The 17,917-nt window shown below is 54.6% G+C and carries 17 protein-coding genes; 5 read left to right on the plus strand and 12 right to left on the minus strand.

Translation table 11 applies throughout. The annotated features are described in order from the left end of the window. The first annotated feature begins 393 nt into the window (after nt 1–393). From DHN43_RS03310 to DHN43_RS03320, 3 genes are all read left to right on the plus strand, one after another. Nucleotides 394–732, plus strand: a complete 339-nt coding sequence (locus tag DHN43_RS03310; protein ID WP_063305169.1) for a hypothetical protein — start codon at nt 394–396, stop codon at nt 730–732. A 409-nt stretch (nt 733–1,141) separates the two neighbouring features. Then, the gene (locus DHN43_RS03315; protein ID WP_108817713.1) at nt 1,142–2,032 is read left to right on the plus strand and encodes an AraC family transcriptional regulator; all 891 of its coding nucleotides are present in this window, start codon (nt 1,142–1,144) and stop codon (nt 2,030–2,032) included. 109 nt (nt 2,033–2,141) lie between these two features. Next, entirely contained in the window at nt 2,142–2,546 is a 405-nt protein-coding gene (locus DHN43_RS03320) for a hypothetical protein (protein WP_108817714.1), read from the plus strand. Between the two features lie 63 nt (nt 2,547–2,609). On the opposite strand, the gene DHN43_RS03325 is transcribed toward DHN43_RS03320, so the two are convergent. From DHN43_RS03325 to DHN43_RS03340, 4 genes are all read right to left on the minus strand, one after another. Further along, entirely contained in the window at nt 2,610–2,999 is a 390-nt protein-coding gene (locus tag DHN43_RS03325) for a hypothetical protein (protein WP_063293287.1), read from the minus strand. Nucleotides 3,000–3,123: 124 nt separating this feature from the next. After that, nucleotides 3,124–3,822 (minus strand): pseudouridine synthase, encoded by a 699-nt coding sequence (locus tag DHN43_RS03330; protein WP_063295709.1) that lies wholly within the window; start codon nt 3,820–3,822, stop codon nt 3,124–3,126. 28 nt (nt 3,823–3,850) lie between these two features. Beyond that, entirely contained in the window at nt 3,851–4,894 is a 1,044-nt protein-coding gene (locus DHN43_RS03335) for a class I SAM-dependent methyltransferase (protein ID WP_063287414.1), read from the minus strand. Nucleotides 4,895–5,007: 113 nt separating this feature from the next. Next, complete coding sequence (locus tag DHN43_RS03340) at nt 5,008–6,609, minus strand: peptide chain release factor 3 (RefSeq protein WP_108817715.1); 1,602 nt, start codon at nt 6,607–6,609, stop codon at nt 5,008–5,010. A gap of 403 nt (nt 6,610–7,012) precedes the next feature. Between DHN43_RS03340 and DHN43_RS03345 the strand changes: the two genes are divergently transcribed. Both DHN43_RS03345 and DHN43_RS03350 read left to right on the plus strand, forming a co-directional pair. After that, the gene (locus tag DHN43_RS03345) at nt 7,013–8,695 is read left to right on the plus strand and encodes a methyl-accepting chemotaxis protein (RefSeq protein WP_108817716.1); all 1,683 of its coding nucleotides are present in this window, start codon (nt 7,013–7,015) and stop codon (nt 8,693–8,695) included. Nucleotides 8,696–8,782: 87 nt separating this feature from the next. Beyond that, nucleotides 8,783–9,451, plus strand: coding sequence for a DUF6058 family natural product biosynthesis protein (locus DHN43_RS03350; RefSeq protein ID WP_108817717.1), 669 nt, complete (start codon nt 8,783–8,785; stop codon nt 9,449–9,451). Between the two features lie 48 nt (nt 9,452–9,499). Here DHN43_RS03350 and DHN43_RS03355 read toward each other — a convergent pair whose 3' ends face one another. The 8 genes from DHN43_RS03355 to DHN43_RS03390 all read right to left on the minus strand — a co-directional run bounded on the left by DHN43_RS03355 (nt 9,500) and on the right by DHN43_RS03390 (nt 17,907). Further along, the gene (locus DHN43_RS03355; protein ID WP_108817718.1) at nt 9,500–10,033 is read right to left on the minus strand and encodes a hypothetical protein; all 534 of its coding nucleotides are present in this window, start codon (nt 10,031–10,033) and stop codon (nt 9,500–9,502) included. Nucleotides 10,034–10,134: 101 nt separating this feature from the next. Continuing rightward, entirely contained in the window at nt 10,135–10,920 is a 786-nt protein-coding gene (locus DHN43_RS03360; protein WP_108817719.1) for a trypsin-like serine peptidase, read from the minus strand. A 93-nt stretch (nt 10,921–11,013) separates the two neighbouring features. After that, nucleotides 11,014–11,475, minus strand: coding sequence for a nuclear transport factor 2 family protein (locus tag DHN43_RS03365; protein WP_082830618.1), 462 nt, complete (start codon nt 11,473–11,475; stop codon nt 11,014–11,016). Between the two features lie 269 nt (nt 11,476–11,744). Beyond that, nucleotides 11,745–12,740 (minus strand): LacI family DNA-binding transcriptional regulator, encoded by a 996-nt coding sequence (locus tag DHN43_RS03370; protein WP_108817720.1) that lies wholly within the window; start codon nt 12,738–12,740, stop codon nt 11,745–11,747. A 265-nt stretch (nt 12,741–13,005) separates the two neighbouring features. Beyond that, nucleotides 13,006–14,646, minus strand: a complete 1,641-nt coding sequence (locus tag DHN43_RS03375) for a signal transduction protein (RefSeq protein ID WP_108817721.1) — start codon at nt 14,644–14,646, stop codon at nt 13,006–13,008. 29 nt (nt 14,647–14,675) lie between these two features. Next, the gene (locus tag DHN43_RS03380; protein ID WP_108817722.1) at nt 14,676–16,265 is read right to left on the minus strand and encodes an FGGY-family carbohydrate kinase; all 1,590 of its coding nucleotides are present in this window, start codon (nt 16,263–16,265) and stop codon (nt 14,676–14,678) included. A gap of 286 nt (nt 16,266–16,551) precedes the next feature. Then, nucleotides 16,552–17,001 (minus strand): ABZJ_00895 family protein, encoded by a 450-nt coding sequence (locus DHN43_RS03385; protein WP_108817723.1) that lies wholly within the window; start codon nt 16,999–17,001, stop codon nt 16,552–16,554. A gap of 12 nt (nt 17,002–17,013) precedes the next feature. Continuing rightward, complete coding sequence (locus DHN43_RS03390) at nt 17,014–17,907, minus strand: GNAT family N-acetyltransferase (protein WP_208994804.1); 894 nt, start codon at nt 17,905–17,907, stop codon at nt 17,014–17,016. Nucleotides 17,908–17,917 lie beyond the last annotated feature (10 nt).

The following is a 17,917-nucleotide window of genomic DNA, read 5'->3' on the forward strand; positions in this document are numbered from 1 at the left end:
ATGACGGATGGTGGGGGTCGATATCTGATGACAGATAGCAATCTGTCTCCCCAATCTCCGGTTGAAATACTTCCTCCATTTCCACCAATCCACACCCCTTGCCTAAATTACCAATTTGACAAGGGCGGTGTTTCATTCCACATTCATGTGTGAGGCTTCACAACCTCAATACAAGCGGCTACCGCTCCCGTAACTGGCGGATTTTTTGTGCCTTTTTTTTGAAGGGTGCAAACCCTTTGCTATGAGCGGGAGGACGGTGAATACAACACTTCCTTCGGGAAGGAATAAACCTGCCTGCCTTGTATCAGGTTGTGAACCTCCCGCTCGCCAGTGGGTCATCACAAACTTGACTGCCGCGCGGTCCTTCAACTGCCAAATACAAGGGGCATTGAAATGACCAGTTCCGCATGTGCCTGTGGCACCACAAATACTTTCCAAAATGAAATAGACGAAGTGCTCGTCGCTGCATCTGATTTGCAGAACCTTGCTTATATGCAGCAGCTGTTGCTGAGCGAGAGGATGCAGGACAGCAGTGAGCGGGATGCTTTGTTCACTTTGCATTATGCCTTTCGCGACCGCTTGGAAGCTCTTCAAAAAAGCTGCGGACAGATTATTGACGCGTATTCCTCTCCCATGCCCAAAAGCAGGTTTCGGGAATACGGCCTGGAGCAGGTCGACCAGCCGCAGCCCATAACCAAAACAGTGCTGTTTCCAGACAAAGCCGGTTCCTGATCATCTCAGGCAATCGGCTTTTTTGATGGCCGCATGGGTGCCCTTGGCAGGTGTTTTGCCACGATGTGCCTGTGCAGACCGACTGTGCTTGAGCGTTTGGCGCCGTGCGTGCCAGCCGCTGTGGTGCCGGAGGCGGAACGCGCTTACACCCCGCATTGCCGCCAAGGGTGCCCTGCTGGTCTGCGGAGCTGTCATCCCTTCGCAGGCCAGCGCCTTTTCAGGCTGTGGCATGTGGGATGCAAACATAGCAAGAATTGCAAAGAATGGCGCACGATGACCGCTTAAGCTTGGGCGGTGTTTCGTTTTAACAGAGCTGTGCCCTTGATGTTTTGCCCCTTCCCCTCCCTAAATTCCGGCTCCTCTTTTGCGCGGGATGTTGTAAGCTTCTGCCGAGTATGGGAGGCTGACGATGCGGCATGAAGCTTTGCAGAAGAACATCTATACGCAGCGGATTAACCGGGCGATGGATTATATTGAGCAGAACATCTGCGAGGATCTCTCCCTTGCCCAGATTGCCGATGCGGCGTGTTTTTCTCCCTATCACTTTCACCGTATCTTCAAGGCCATGACCGGAGAGACGGTCAATCAGTTCACCAGCCGGTTGCGGGTTGAAAAGGCCGCGCGGCGGCTGAAGCAGAATGCCAGCATCTCCATTACCGATGCGGCGCTGGACATGGGCTTTGCCTCGCCCTCTACCTTTGCGCGCTCGTTTCAGGCGCGGTTTGGCATGTCCGCCAGCCAGTGGCGGCGGGATGCGACTGCGTCCGTTGAGGCGTTTGCTGGTGAGACCATGGTGCTGGAACGGCCTGCGAGCGGGCTGGTGGCGGACAAGGTGGAGGTGTGCAAACTGGAGCCGCGCACGGTGGCTTATGTGCGCCGGACGGGCAACTTTCAGGAACGGCCCGAGATTTTTGGCGAGGCGTTTGGCACGCTGATGGCATGGGCCGGACCGCGCGGGCTTATGCATAGAGCGGAGATGATGTGCCTGTTTCACGACGATCCGCAGGTGACCGATGTGGAGCAGATGCGTTTCAGCTCCTGCCTGACGCTGCGCGGGCCAGCGGATGTTGAGGGCGAAGTGGGCAAGATGGTGGTTGGCGGCGGGCGCTATGCCTGCGGGTACTTTGTGATCACCCATGATCAGTCACAGGCGGCATGGGAATATATGTATGGCACGTGGTTGCCTTTGAGCGGGTACGAGCCGGAGAACATCCCCTGCTTCCAGCTGTATCCTTCCATGACCGGTGAGACGGGGCCACAGCCCGCGGTGATCTGCATTCCGGTGCGGCCTCTTTCTTAAGCCCCTGTGATTGGTAAGCGGGGTGCGCGCAAGTTGCGCCTGCGGTTTATCGCGGGGTTAAGAGGCGTGGTCTTAGGGTTTGGCGGTGTTGGCTGTTTGCGAGCGGTTCATGGTCTTCGGCTGGATATTCAGGCGCCTGTTCTTCTATCACCTCCTGACCGTGTTCAGGATGTGGGGGCTCTACCTGTCTTTGCTGCTGTGGGCACGCAAGGGGCTTTATTGGGGGCTGCTTGCGGGTGTTTTGATGAGCGCGTTGACGATCATCTATGCCATCGGGATTTACTGGGTAACAAACTGGGTCATTGTGCAGTCCGGCGGCTACGTGCTGGCTGAGGTGGCCTGCTGGTCGCTGTGGGTTCCGCTGGTGTGGATGGCGGCGTTGGACACCCAGCTTTACATGGTCTGCCTTCGCACACCCAACCAAAAACTGCTCGGCAACCTGCTCTCCACATGGGCGTACGAGGAGAAGATCCGGGCTCATCTGGAGATGGTGCGGGAGAAGGCGGAGCGGTGATGTTGTTTGCTTGAGGCAATGAGCGCTGAAGAACGGCGTCAGCGCTCTATCTTATCTTTCGCTCTATCGAGTTTTACAGGACAGCAGGATCCTTGAGGTCTGTGTGCTCTCATCCACGAGCGGTTTCTTGCTCAGAATACCGAATTTGTTGGGATCGGCATTTGGCAGGCGGGAGTTACACATGGGTGTGACCGTCTCGAAGATCGCCGCCAGCACTTCCTGATTCCGGAATGGATTGGTGGTTGGGGTGATACTGAGCAGGAATTGCCAGTTCCGCGCTTTGTCTGGCTTGCCATAGGACAAGGTGTATTTGCCAACCTTCTTCGTATAGGTCAGTGGGTATTTGCCAGACTTGATATTCTCATGAATGAGTTTTTGGTTGGGGCTTTGGCAAGCTGCAAGAGCAACACCGCTGAGCACAAGAGCTGCAGCCAGTTTCAGTTTCGGGTGCATTTATGGACCTCATTTAAGAAGGCCATATCCTGCAAAGCTTGAAGTGTTGCTAGCATGGCCTTAAGCAATAAAGGTCTCATGTCTCATTTGGAGCCGGAGCGAGGCTGAATGCTCTTTTCAGCGATCACCCAAAGATCTTGTCGATGTCGTCTTGTGAGAGCAGTTTCCAGCTCCCCTCTTCCACGCCGTCAAGGGTCAGATTGCCGAGCTGGGCGCGGTGGAGTTTGGTGACGTGGTTGCCGGTGGCGGCGAACATGCGGCGGACCTGGTGGTAGCGGCCTTCGTGGAGTGTGAGGCGGGCTGTTGTCTCGCTCAGGACTTCCAGTTCTGCTGGTTTGAGCGGCTTGGTTTCGTTTTCCAGCATCATTTCACCGGATGCAAACTGATCCGCTTCCCCGCCTGTCATCGGGCGGTCGAGCTCGACCTCATAGATCTTTGCGGCATCTGCCTTGGGTGAGATGATCTGGTGCAGGAGTTTGCCGTCATCAGTGAACAGCAGCAGGCCTGTGGTGTCCTTGTCCAGTCTGCCTACAAAGGACAGAGCTGGTTTGCGGACGCGGTAGCGGTCTGGCAGCAAATCAAACACCAGTCGTCCGCGATCTTTCATCGAACAGGTGTAGCCAAGCGGTTTGTTGAGCAGGATGACGGAGCCCTCTGGCGGGTCCAGCGGCTCGTCATCAAACAGGATGTCTTCATGAGGCAGCTTGCTATCGGCTTTGATTGGGTTGCCGTCTTTATCAGTGACCCAACCATTGCGGATGGCGGCCTGCATTTCTTTGCGGCTGCCGTATCCCAGATTTGCCAATAGCTTTACAAGTCTCATGCCTAGTTCCTAACTCAAAGCCGCAAGTTTATTTATTCGCCTTGATGGCACGAATGACTTTGTAGCCGTTCTGGTCTGCCATGATCTCGTAGGAGGCGAACACCTTATCCAGCGTTGCTTCATATGGCAGGTGTCGGTTGGCGACCAGCCACAGATGGCCGGATGGACGCAAGCCGCGGGCGGCGGACTTGATGAACTCCTGCCCGATATCTGCACGGTCCTGCTTACCACCTGCGTGAAATGGCGGGTTGGTGAAGATGAAGTCGTAGGTGCGTGCCAGCTTTTTGGTGGCATCCTGCCAGATGAAGTCCAGCGCGACCTCTCCGGTCTTGCCCTTCAGGTTCTGCTCTGCAAGATCCAGCGCGCGCTTTTCAGCCTCATAAAGATCAATCGCTTTCACCTTTTCGCGTTTGGCAACTTCACGGGTCAGGTAGCCAAAACCACAGCCCAGATCAGCGCCGCGGCCCGCCAGTTTCTCTGGCAGTGTCGCGACAAGAAGCTGAGAGGCTTTGTCCAGATGGTCCCATGCGAACACGCCCGGACGGCTGACGAACTCGCCCTCCATGATTTCGCGTGGCGCATCCAGTTTGGACCATTCTTCCACCAGCTCGTGGTTCACATTTTCTGGTGTAATTTCTGCCCAGAACACACGACATTTGTTTTTGGAGACTTTGCCAGTGTTGCCTGCCAGTTTGGTGAGATCGCTTTCAGCGGTCTTGGCACCTTCAGTGTTGGAGGCGCTGACGACAACGAGGCCGCCCTCACCTGCGGACTTTACAGCTTTTGCCATGAGGGCGCGGGCTTCATCACGCTGGCGCGGTGGCAGCAGCATGACGAGCGGATACTGGCCGTCAACTTCCGGTGCAACTGTGAAGCCTGCGCGTTCCAGATTGTCTCTGTCCGGTGCAAAGGTCTGCTGGCAGATCAGGCGATCTTTGGCGATGCCATTCATGGCAAAACCCATGCGTGCACGCAGGAAGAGCGCTTTTTGATCAGCAGCACCTTCTTCAAAAAAGTTGAGCAGGCCATCTTCAAATGGCAGCAGCAATGTATCGAGAGCTGGATCTTTCATCTTATTCTTATCCTTGCTGCCCTGGAGGCTGTCGCGTTCACAAGGTTCACGCGCCGAGCCCAAGGCTTTGTATGTAGGCGTATTCTAGTCCAAACCGCTTTTCGGAGATAAGCTTAAGACGTATGCACGATTTCGCGGGTTTCGCGGAAGCCGATATCAGGGTTCTTTTCACCGATGTAGCTTACTTCCCAAGCGTTTTTGAAGAGGTAAACAGGCTTGTCGTCCCGGTCCAGTGCCACATGGGCGCGGTTGGTCTCAAGGAACTTATCAAGCTTGAGCTTGTCTTCACACTCGATCCAGCGTGCGGTGTTGTACATGGCGGTCTCGAAGCCGATTTCTGTCTGGTATTCCGCTTTCAAGCGATCCACCACAACGTCCAGCTGAAGCACACCCACAACACCGACAATCCAGTTGGTGCCAATGGCTGGTTTGAAGATCTGCACCAGACCTTCTTCTGCCAGATCTTCCAAGCCACGGCGCATCTGCTTGACGCGCATGGTGTCTGTCAGGCGTACGCGGCGCAGAATTTCAGGTGCGAATGCTGGCAGGCCAGTGACGTGGATTTCTTCGCCTTCTGACAGGGTATCGCCCACACGCAGCTGGCCATGGTTTGGCACGCCGATCACATCGCCCGGATAGGCTTTTTCTGCGATCTCACGTTCTTCTGCAAAGAAGAAGATTGGAGCGGACACGGTGATTGGCTTGCCTGCACGCACATGCTTGAGCTTCATGCCGCGTTTGAATGTACCGGAACACAGACGCACGAACGCGATGCGGTCACGGTGTTTGGGGTCCATGTTTGCCTGAACCTTAAACACGAAGCCTGTTACCTTTTTCTCTTCCGGCTTGATGGTGCGGCCACCCGTTGCTGGCTGAGAATGTGGAGGTGGTGCATAGGCTGCGATGAAATCGAGGATCTGGTCGATACCGTAATCGCGCAGAGCAGAACCGAAGAAGACTGGGGTCAGATGCCCTTCTAGGAAACTTTCGTGATCGAACTCAGGGTAACCTGCGCCGCCCAGTTCTACGTTTTCTTCCAGTTCTTCGCGGATGTTGTCGAACAGTTCACCAACCAACTCAGGGTCTTCCAGACCTTTAACATTTTTGATGGTATCCAGAGCACCACCACGGCCCTCAGTGGAGGTGAAGAAGCGGTTGCCGATATGATCGTAAACACCAAAGAAGTCAGAGCCCATACCAACAGGCCAGCTCATTGGCGTTACATCCAGAGCAAGTGCCTCTTGAATCTCGTCAATGACTTCCATTGGGTGGCGACCTTCACGGTCGATTTTGTTGACGAAAGTGATGATTGGAATATCGCGCAGCCGGCAAACTTCAAACAGCTTGCGGGTCTGGGTTTCAATACCCTTTGCAGCGTCAATCACCATGATGGCTGCGTCAACAGCGGTCAGCGTACGGTAGGTGTCTTCAGAAAAGTCTTCGTGGCCCGGCGTATCAAGCAGGTTGAAGAGAATGCCATCGCGCTCAAACGTCATCACGGAGGATGATACGGAGATACCGCGTTCCTGCTCAATCTTCATCCAGTCAGAGCGGGCGCGGCGGCGCTCACCACGCGCACGCACCTGTCCCGCAGCACGGATCGCACCACCACCCAGAAGCAGCTTCTCGGTGAGTGTGGTTTTACCGGCATCCGGGTGAGAGATGATCGCGAATGTGCGGCGTGCCTTATAGGCCTGCGTGCCTGCTGTGCTCATAGAGCCTCCTTTTGCAGGCAAACTCCTGCGTATTCTAATAGGGCAGATTTGAGGGTATCCATCTGGCGCAAAGTTCTAAGGTGTTCTTTCCGGCTTATGGCCGTCCGCAGCAAGGAACACCTGACACGCGCAAAATCTGCTGAAACTTTTGTCGGATTGGGTCTTACAGAATGTAATGAAGCAATGCCAGCCCTTCGCTGAACTTTTTCCGCAGGGCATGACAGTGCTGCAAAATTCAAAAGTAATACTGAAAATATTTTAATTAACCCAAACCTCCTACATCTTTACGTTGCATTAACTGGAGGCTGAAAAAACGATTTTGCGTGAATTTAGTGATTCCACATTTAAAATCAGAAGGTTCATGCAACTGTTATTTATTTTTCATATTTGACGAGATCAAATTATGTTGCGCAATTTATCTGTTTCCAGCAAGGGCTTTGCCGCCTTTGGTATCCTTGCGGTTGTAGGACTGCTCATCAGCAGCCTCTCTTATTTCTCCTCCGTGCGTGTAAGCCACGATGCGATTGAAGTTGCCCACTTCAACGAGATCCAGACCGAGCTGGAAGAGCTGGAAATTCTGGTTCTTGATCAGGCCATTTCATTAAAGAACTATTTGCTGACGGGTCAGGATCACTGGGCTGAAAAGCTGGAGCATGATGCAGTCGCCATTCCAAGAATCTTCCAGAGCGTTGGGTCGGACGTGGATGCCTTGCAGCTGGAGGCGACCTCCATGGCAGAACTGCTCAGCGCATGGCAATCGTGGATGGATGCTTACACCAACACGCAGATGCTGCTGATGGCCGATGAAGCCACTCATGATGTCGCCCGCGACATGGAGATGGACGGCACAAGTGCCTTGTTGCTGGAAGAGATTGAGCTTGGGTTTGAGGCAATCGCCAAAGAGTTGAAAGTACGCCGTGACGTGCTGATTGGCTCGCAGGCCCATGATCTGCAGATCCTGCAAACAGTTTCGCTGGTAGGCGCCGTGGTGGTAGCTCTGGCCGCAACCCTGCTTGGCTATTTGAATTACACAATTGTTTCCAAACCGATGGTACGGCTGACGGATACCACCCGTGCCCTTGCTCATGGGCAACTGGATGTAAAGATTGAATATTGCCAGCGCGGGGATGAGATTGGCGCTCTTTCCAAGGCTCTGGAGGTGTTTAAGGGCGAGTTGCAGAAGTCTCAGGATTTTGAGGCTCAACGCACACAAGCCCGGGAAGCTGCAGAAGCACAGCGCCGTGCTGAGTTAGACCGACTGGCCTGCGATCTGGAGGGCTCTGTGCTGGAGATCTCAACAGACATTCGCAGCTCCACCACTCAGCTGGATGCAACGGCCAGCAGCCTTGCTGAAATTGCTGCGCAGACGACAGAAGAATCCGAGATAGCCTCAGCTTCCTCGGAAGAAGCGAGCCGGAATATGCAGGGTGTGGCAGGTGCAACGGAAGAGCTTTCTGCGTCCATCAACGAGATTAACGCTCAGGTCTCCACCAGCTCAGCGGTGGCGCAAAGTGCAGCTTCACAGGTTGAGCAAACAAACGTCGCAGTTGGACGCTTGCAAGGGGTTGTTGAGCGCATTGGCGAAGTGACCAACCTGATCAATGCGATCTCTAACCAGACCAACCTGCTGGCGCTGAACGCCACCATTGAGGCGGCCCGTGCAGGGGATGCTGGCAAAGGCTTTGCGGTGGTTGCCTCTGAGGTGAAGGCTCTGGCCCAACAGACCGGCTCCGCTACAGAAGAGATCGAAACGCAGATACAGGAAATGCGGAGTGTTGTGAGTGCGTCCATCTCAGCAACCGATGAGCTGACGACGCTGGTGAATTCTTTCCGCGAGCACACCACCGCTATGGCGTCTGCTGCTGACCAACAGGCAACGGCGACCAACAGCATTGCAGAGAACATTTCCAGCGCAGCAGATGGGACTGCAGAGATTGCCCGGGCGATCAACACGGTGAAGGGCTCCGCTGGCAAGACGGGTGAGCTTTCCGAGGAGATCCATCACTCTATCGCCAGCCTCTCCCAGCGCTCTGACCAGATGCAAGATGCGATGCAGGCGTTTTTGAGCCAGGTGCGCGCAGGTTAGCTTAGTTCGATCCGTATCGAAACATTCCATGAATGAAGTGGGTTAGAGCTTGAGGTGGTTTTCCATCTCTTGCTTTAGGAGCGTATCTTGCTGCTCAACTATCTTTATTCGGAGTTTTATGAGGAACAGGTGTTTCTGGATCTGCTTGGCCTTTCCTCCGCAGACTGGCAGAGCCTGCTGGAGCGGCGGGTGATGCCAGCGGCCTCCTACCTGTTCACCAACAGCTCGCTGTGTGTCTCGTTCCTTGGTCAGCATCAGGAGCGGGAGCTTTATCGCTTCCACCTGAAGAGCCATCGCCGCTGGTTTGAGGATCTGCAGTGTTTTGGCCTGACACAGGAACAGGCCGCCAAAGCGTTCTTCCTCTCCCGTTTTCGTAATGCCAAGGAGACTTTTCTTTCCGGAGAGCTGGGATCTCGCTTGCATGCGTCCTATCCTGAGGTGCTGAGTGCTTTCGACGGGGATCTGGAGGAGCGCGCATGGGGGCACTTTCTCAACGGCACCTATGGCATCTGCACCCGTGACGGCCAGCCGGACACGATCTTCCAGAAACAGGTTGGTGTGCGGTACGTTGAAAAGATGACGGAGACTGAGCCTCACCGGTTCTCAGGCGAGCAGCTCGCACTACTGCGGCAGACTGTTGATTTTCTGGATGGAGTAGAATCCGAGTTCGCTCCACACGAGGTAAGTCAGTCGTCGAGACAACGCTGTATCATTGATGTTCGGGCGCGGTATTTGGCAAAGCGTGTTGCTGCTTAAGGCGTCGCCATGGTGGAAGGCGCAGCGTGGTGCTGCGCCCAACTCATTTTAAGGCATCGGAAATGCCGTTCGAATTACCCAATTTCCATCCACCCATTTCATGACAAACCGGATTTGTGATGGTGTGAAAGATGTCCCTTCCTGGCCACAATACACCCGTGGACCAGCAGCAAATGGATTATTATCAGTGAGGATTGAGCCAGCTTTACAATTGTATCCAATAAATGCAGCCGGTTTAGTTGCAAAATCTGCCTGTACAAGGTCGATCTCTACATTTGCAGCAGAACCCGTTGTTTCACAATTACCAGCGCCTCTTGCAAGGAAAATGGCAGCAACGCTTTCATATTGATCTTCATCCAGGAAAAATGTGTCTGTTTGCTTTGCTTGTGCATCTGCATCACTGCTGTAGATGCCTTCATTGATCACATGCTTTGCGATATGTCCGCCTTGGTCTCGATTTGTGTCCAGCTCAGATGAAGCAATTACGCTGTCAATGGTTCGGCATTGTTGAAGGGCAGCATTTGCCTCGACCGAAATCGATAGGAAAGCAGCAATTGCTGCAAGGATACTCAGAAATTTCATGGGTTTGTCCCTTGTTGTTTTTCGTTGGCAACAAGAGACAGGACGGGCTGGATCGGTGTGTGTGAGGCTGTGTTGGGCTTAAGGTAAAGGCAGGCTTAAGCTTATTTACCTTCGCAGGTCGTTTTGTCGAGAAGGTGGGACCAGACATTCTTTGGCACTGCGATGGAGAATTTGTTTTGGGCGGAGGCGACCATGATGGCGGTGAGTTTGAGTTTTCCGCCTTCGTCCACCATCACCGGACCACCGGAGCCGCCGTAGTTGGTGTCGCAGCTGGTGAGCCAGAGGTTGCCGCGGTCTTTCAGCAGTTTGCAGTTTTTATCGGCGGCTAGCAAAAACGGACGATCACGAGCATATCCGGCGCTGGTGATGTCGAGGTTTTGGGTGACTTCCTGCGATTTGCTGATCACTGACATCGGTGGCACATCCAGCGGCTTTGAGAGTATGATTACGCCAACATCGGTTGCGGCATGCTTCAACGTCGGGCGGGTGGTGAAGGTGTAGCCATCCAGCAAGTAGGTGCAGGCAGCTGTGGTGTGGGCGATGAATTTGTCCCGGCGCACCCCGGCCACGAAGTTGATTTTGGAGGGAACGTGCGCTTTACCGGTGCGGGCGTTGTACAGGCAATGGGCGGCGGTGATGACCATGCGATCTGAGATCAATGTACCGGAGCACATGGAGCGGGAGCGGAACCCGGCGACGTTGACGCGGCCAATGGCGCTCCATGGTTTGTCCCAGCTGTCGATGATTTCGCGGTTATCTTCGCCAATGATGCCGGGAAAGAACTTTTCCGATTTACTGGGCTTATCCTGCGCCTGTGTTGCGGCTGCGCCCAGCGCGATGAGGAGAGCAGCCCCTAAGGTGCATTTGGAAAGCAAGTTCAACAGCATAAGCAGGTCCTATCACGCCAGTTACGGCAGTATCGCACCTGCTGTTATATGCGGCCTGCGGGCATTCGCCCAGAATAAAAATGCTATTGCTGGTTACTCAGCTTTTTCATCCGCACGGGCCTGCGCGATCACCGGCAGATCCATATTGCCATCCTGGAACTTGAAGTTGAACTGGATGCTGCTGATTTTCCAAGCCCCGCCCTCATGCACTAATGCGATGTGGTAGGTGCCATAGACCACCCATATGTCGCCGCCTTCTGCTCCATCAATAAAGTGGGTGGCAGTGGCATGGACTTTGACTGTGGCTTTTTGCTCTTTGGATTCAACAAGTGCATTGCCGATCTGGTGATGGGTCTGATCAAAACCGGGCAGCAGCTCTTTCCATGCGGTTGTGATCGCTTCCGGCGTCAGGTCAACGGGTTCCCCTGCCCCGAAGGAGGAATAGTCCAGATGAACAAGGCCAGTCATCGCAGCTTCGACAGACGCCCAATTTCGGTCATCGACATCAATAAAGAAACGACTTATGCGATTTTGGATTGGCCCAATAGTATCCATCTACATGCTCCCAGCTGGTCAGGGCATCCGGCAATGCTCTAACTATTTGTTTTCGCGCGTATCCATCTGTCGAAATCCGGTGTGCATTTCAGGGATAAGCCCGAGTTCGTCTCCAAAGAGTACCATAGCCGCAGACAGACTAGCGCATTTGCCTGCACTACATACCTAAGGAATATAACGGTTACGCAGCGGAATGAGCACCTTCTTCCGGTTCTATGGTTTTCAGAGGTATAATTCTCTGCCGTATTTCCGCCACAAATAGTGACGGATTACTGATCTTTGGGCCGGTGGATCAGGCGGGTCGCAATGGTTTTGCTGTGTGGTTGCTCACTGCTCATGGTCTGGGTCATGGCCTGCAATGCAGCTTCGGCCCATTCAGGTTCCTGCTGCTTGATTGACCAGATCTCATTAGGCAGGAAGGACAGCATCTTGTCGTCATCAAAGGTGGCAAGGCGTAGCTGGGCCGGGATGTGCCCGAGCCTCTCGCGCAGGACTGCTAAAGCTCCCTCCAGAACCGGCAAAGAGGATGCCATCAGGTTTTGTGGGGCAGTGCCGAGCTTGTCCCAAAGGGTCTGCATCATCTGCTCGCCATCCTGCGTGCGGTTGCGGGCCGACCGGAGTGTCCAGTCTTCGCCTGCGTTTTCCGGCATAACATCCAGATATCCGCGTGCACGCTCGATGATGGTGGGTTGATTGCTGCCGCCGATCAGGAAGTAGACCGGTTCATTCCCCGCGGCCTTTGCAATGGCTGCAGTCAGATCTTTTGCACCCTCAAAGTTGCTTGAGGTGATGACGGGGGCATCGGTGTTGCCGTAGTCGCGATCCAGAAACACCATTGGCTTGGTGATGGTGTTGCCCAAATGTTGCTGGCTGCCGGAGGTGGACGAGACCACAAACAGGCCATCCACATTGCGCTGAACAAGACCGTTTGCCAGCTCCTTCTCCGTCTCCTCATCTGAGTTGGAGCAACTGATGATGAGCTGATAGCCGGTTTCGCGGCACCGGTGTTCCAGCTCTTCAGAGAGTTTGGCGAAGAATGGATTGGCTAGGCGCGGAATGATCAGGCCAAAGGTGTTGGTGCGTTTGAGCTTGAGGCTTCGGGCGGTCAGGTCGAACTTAACGCCATGCTCTTCCACATATTCACGAATGCGGGCCTGGGTGGCTTTGCTGATGCGGTACTTCTCTGCCTTGCCGCCCAGCACCAGTCGCACTGTGGTGATGGAGACGCCGAGCGCCTTTGCAATTTCATCCGGCTTTTTGGCCATTGCGTCGTTTCTCGCCCTGATTTCTTCAGAGCCCCTCCTCGCTTGCTTGCGGTCGCAGAGTACGCTCTAACCCATTGCTCCGGCGTATATCCTTTTGCGAAGTGCATTCAGCATGCCTCACAAATACGCTTGAATGTCGAGTGGTAGTCAGCCTTCCTCAAATTGCCAAGTAGAATATGGCAGGTGCGGGCTGGTGTCCGTGGATATCCCGCGGCATTTGCGTGAGTTTGAGCACCACGCGATGCTCAAACTCATTTTCAAAGCCTCAGAGCATGTCCTTCGCAGAACCTGCGATTTTGACATTAATGCCCTGTGTGAGTGCCTGAGCCACGAATGCCTGCAGCACATCGCGCAGCTTGTCTTCCGGCACATAAGCCACTGTGATGTGGTTGGACTGGTGCCCTGCCATCAGATCGTCACGGCCAACACCATCGAGTGTGCAGTTCATCAATGGCCACTCATAGGTGGTGGCTTTGCGGCGACGCTCGAACTCGTCTTCCGGCAATTCAACCGCATGGCCTGTGCCGATGTGCATGATGACCTGTGTGCCCTCATAATGCGCCCGCGCCCAGAAGAATGCTCCCGCCTTACACTGGCCCGCAATGCTGGAACCGCCTTTGGGGAAGTACATGGCTGGCTGGCGATAGCCTGTCGCGCCTGCAACACCGCCTTTGAGATGTTCAAAGGGAACGGAGCCAGAGATTTCGAAGTCCCAATAGAAGGTGCCTTCATACTCACTGCCCCAGCGCACATCATGTAGCGTGGTTTCTGCTGGCAGGCCCATGGCATCCAGCAGGCGCCACATCATGGTTTGCGGAATAGCAGTGCCCATGTCCACTTCGTTGATGCATGGGATTGGTTTGCCTTCCCAGATGATGGAGCCGTCTTCGTCCGGGATCGGGAAGCGCACTGTTGAGCCGATTGCCCCCTCGGCGAAGTCAGAAGCCGCGCAGCTGTCTTTCAGGCCTTGCTGATACTGCACACCAACGGCAGAGAGACCGAAGCGCGTGGTGAAGCGGGCCATGGCGATCATCATGGCGCATTGTTCCAGCACCTGCTCGCGGGTCAGCTCAGTTGCATCATCGCTGCCGAACTGGAAGGTCATGCCCCGGTCCTCGTAGAACTTCAGGCATTCTTCACGCAGTGACTGAGGCACTTTCTCCATTTCGACCAGAAGCGCAGATTGCGAGAGGCTTTCCAGCGGCATGCCGATATCTGTGAGAGCTTTGACCGGGAAGTAGCCGTTTATCATGCCCATGCAGAAGGTATCGAACAGACCAAGGATGGCTTTGTTCTTGAGGATGTACTCGCCTACCTGTTGCCCTGCCTGACCAGCTGGGGTTTGCAAAACCGCATGGTTTGCGGAGACATCTTGCAGATAGGAGGTGTCATGGCTGAGTTTGCCATCCTTCAGCCATGTGGTGAGGCTTGAGTTGAAGAACTCGTCCTCAAACGACTGGGACCACAGACGGGAATAGTCTACGCCAAGGCTTGTCAAAGACCCTGCCATACAGAGCATGCCGACGAGACCCGGCCATGTGCCATCAAAGTTGGCAAGCAGCAGGATTGGTCCTTTGTGTTTTGCAAGGGATGGCGCGATGTGGTGTGAGTACTGCCATGCAGTGAGCAACACGATGAGCGGGGCCTCCGGATCAATCCGCGCAAACAGCTCCGAGCCTTCTTTTTGCGAAGAAATGAAACCGTGGCCGCGCACTGCATCATACTCATGGGCACGCTTCATCTTGAAGCCCTGTGCGGTCAGCGCAGTTTCCAACCGCTGCGCGTAATCCTCAAAGGTTGGCCAACAAGCGACGTTGGCGCTTTCACGAAGGTCGGCATTGGTGACAACAAGGATTTCCTTGTCCGCTACACAGATAGGCGCTGGGGCCTGTGGCAGGTTGAGCACGTGGTGTCCTCCTGAACTTGTTTTGATATTTAAATGGCTGTTTCCATGAGCGCCTTGTGGTGCTGATGGTTGTCGTAAAGATTGAGGTAGACCTGATATTTGGCAGTGTGGAACTCTGCGGTGCTGCGCACCGGCTTGATGAGACCACCAACACGCACCAGCTTTGCGCTGGCTGATGGAATGTCCCTGAAGTCTCCGCAAGCCACGGCCCCCAGAATGGCCGCGCCCAGCGTGACGGCATCTTCTTCTTCCGCCAGCTGAATTTCACGGCCCGTGATGTTGGCATATTCTCTGAGCCAGAGCGGATTTTTGGTGGCTCCACCGCACATGAACAGCTTGGTGATGCTGTGTCCGGCCTTCGTCATTTCCTCGATGATATGGCGCGTGCCATAAGCGATGGATTGCAGAGTTGCCAGATAAAGGCGGGCCAGTGCATCCCGACCCGTTTCCAGCGTCAGGCCGGAGACAACGCCCTTTGCATGCGGATTGGCACGCGGCGAGCGGTTGCCGTGATGGTCAGAGAGGACATGAAGGCCGCGGGTCGGGTTCGCTTCCCGCGCCTCCAGATCCAGCACCCAGTTGTTGAGGAGTGCGATCTCGTGCATGTCCTGTTTGGCAGCTTCGGCTTTGAGCTCGTCATAGGCGTCAGATTGCTGGATGGTCCATTCCACCAGAGAGCCAGCTGCGCTCTGTCCGCCCTCGCCCAGCCAGTAACCCGGCAGCATGGCGCCCCAGTACGGGCCCCAGACGCCCGGCACCATGACTGGTTTCTCGTTGACGATCATGTGGCAGTTTGAAGTGCCGCTGATGATGGCAAGACCGCCGTCCGGTTCAGCCCCAATAAGCGCTAGACCGCCTGCGTGCGCATCAATGATGCCAGCAGCAACCGATGTTCCTGCATTGAGGCCGAGGTCCTTTGCAGCTTGCTCTGACAGACCGCCTGCGGCTTGCCCCAGATCCAGTACCTTTTCCGGTACTTTTTCCGGCAGATCATGCAGGCCAACGGCTTGCAGCATATCCTCCGCAAAGCGGCCTTCGTGGGCCAGATAGTTCCATTTACAGGTCAGCGTACAGGTGCTGGCGGCATCCGCTCCTGTTGCTCTCCAGACCAGATAGTCGGCCAGATCAAAGAAGCGGACTGTGTTGGTGTAACGATCTGGATAATGGGTCTTGAGCCAAAGGATTTTCGGCAGTTCCATCTCAATGGAGACTTCACCGCCCACATACTTGAGTGCCTCATCGCCCGTGGCGTTGATCAGCGCCGTTTCCTCGGCAGCTCGATGGTCCATCCACATGATGATATCCTGATCAGTGTCACCATTTTCAGCGACTGAGACAGGTTTGCCCCCCTGCGCGACAGCCACAAGTGAACAGGTGGCGTCCACACCCAACGAGCGGATCTCGTCTGCGGACACGCTTGCCTTGACCATCGCTTCTTTCATAGCCTCGCAAATCTGCTGCCAGATGTCTGCGGAGGACTGTTCTACGAAGTTGGTACGTCCATGGAACTGCTTGATGGGCCGGACTGCGAAGGCCAGCCGCTCTCCATTTTCATTGAACAGTCCTACACGTGCACTTGCAGAACCGACATCAATGCCAGCGTAACATGTCTGTTTCATACGCGGCCTCCCCTTTCGACTCGCGATTGTTCTTCTCTCCTGCTAACTACACCTGCTAACTCGTGTTAGCAAGTGCAAAGCAAATGACATTTATGCAAAAATTCTCATAATGCAGCGTCTCTTAGCGTCAGGATCACCAAGCAGCTTCAGGCTTTTCCCAGGCCTGTTCTGCCTCCAACGACCGCAGGTTCTTTTTCGGGAACACGCAGTGGATGCAGACAGCAAAGCAGGCCGGAGGATGGTTCCGCCAGCCACTGATTTTCAGGATTTGTGTGGTTCAGGAGAGTTACTTCGGCTCTTTCGAGCGGTTTTGTGCATCACACAGCAGACGGGCGAAGAACCCGTAACCGATGCCAAACGCAAGTGCGCGGACTACCAGGTCAATGATGAAGAAGAGCCCCATCTCATCTCCGGTAAAGGATGGGACCGGGCTGAGCGCACCAGCATAATCACTGCCGGACAGCAGATAGCTGCGCACCATCATGGAAATGGGAATGCTGACTGTGAGAGAGCCGACAAACAGGCCCCAGTACACAGAGCCGGTTGGTGCTTTATGTTCGCGGCGCACAAAGATCAGGCTGACCAAAACCACAGGCAAACCGAGCTCAATGAACAGATTGCCCGCTTCTTTGATGCCATAGTGATAGACCAGTACGGTCACAGCCACCTGCACCATCGTATAGATCACGATGAACGAGCTGAGATAGAACCAGAGAGAGCGGCGCAGTTGTGTCATGAGAATTGCCAGTTAGGGGGTGGTTAGCATGCTCTCTTGACCATGAGCTGTGTTTGTTTGCAATGCTCTATGCATCTCATATTGCTGCAGTGTTTTTGTTGCCCCCAGTTTTGACAGGGCCTGCATGATGGTCTCTTCCCCTTCATCCACATTAATGAACGTGAGCGCATCTTTGTTCACACTGTCAAACGCTGCTTTGAGCAACGCAGAGGCATGGCCCTGACGGCGATATTCCGAAGCCACAGCGATTTGCATGACTGCGCCGGTTTTGCGAGTAAACGCGATATAGGCCGCCAGCTGACCATCCTGCTCAATCTTGTAGGTAGCGACACCCTCTGCCAATGCCCGGATTGCGAACGCAGTGTTCTGCCAACTGGGTGCACATTCCCACAGTTCAGCGGCATTCGTTTCGATCTCAGCCCAGTCAGCAGATACTGGTGTGCGCTCAAAGCCTCGTTCAGCAAATGCTGATTTGTGCAAGCTGAAGCACTGAAAGTCGCGCTGCGTTTGGAAGCCGAGCTTTTCGTAGGCCTTTACAGCTGCCGTGTTGCTGGTGATCACCTCCAGCTGGACGCGATGATAGCCTTGGCGAGCTGCGTGTTCTTCCACTTTGGCAAAGAGCTTGCTCGCAATACCCTTGCCTCGAGCCTGTGGCACAGTTCCGGTGGAGACTGCGTAGATGGTGCCAGGATAAGCGCCTTGCTTGCCGATGAACCAGAAGCCAACCAGCTGCTCATTCTCCACGGCTAGCCAGGACAACTCCGCGTCAAAGCCTCGAGCCATAATCATCCGCTCAAAATCGGCGAGCGGCATATCCATCTGGATGACATAATCGGAGAACGCCAAAACCATAACCTGATGCAGCTGACTTATCGCAAATTCTGAAGCCCGACGAAATAAAACCACACCCAACCCT

Source organism: Pseudovibrio sp. Alg231-02 (assembly GCF_900143565.1).
In the GTDB taxonomy this organism is placed as follows: Bacteria; Pseudomonadota; Alphaproteobacteria; order Rhizobiales; family Stappiaceae; genus Pseudovibrio.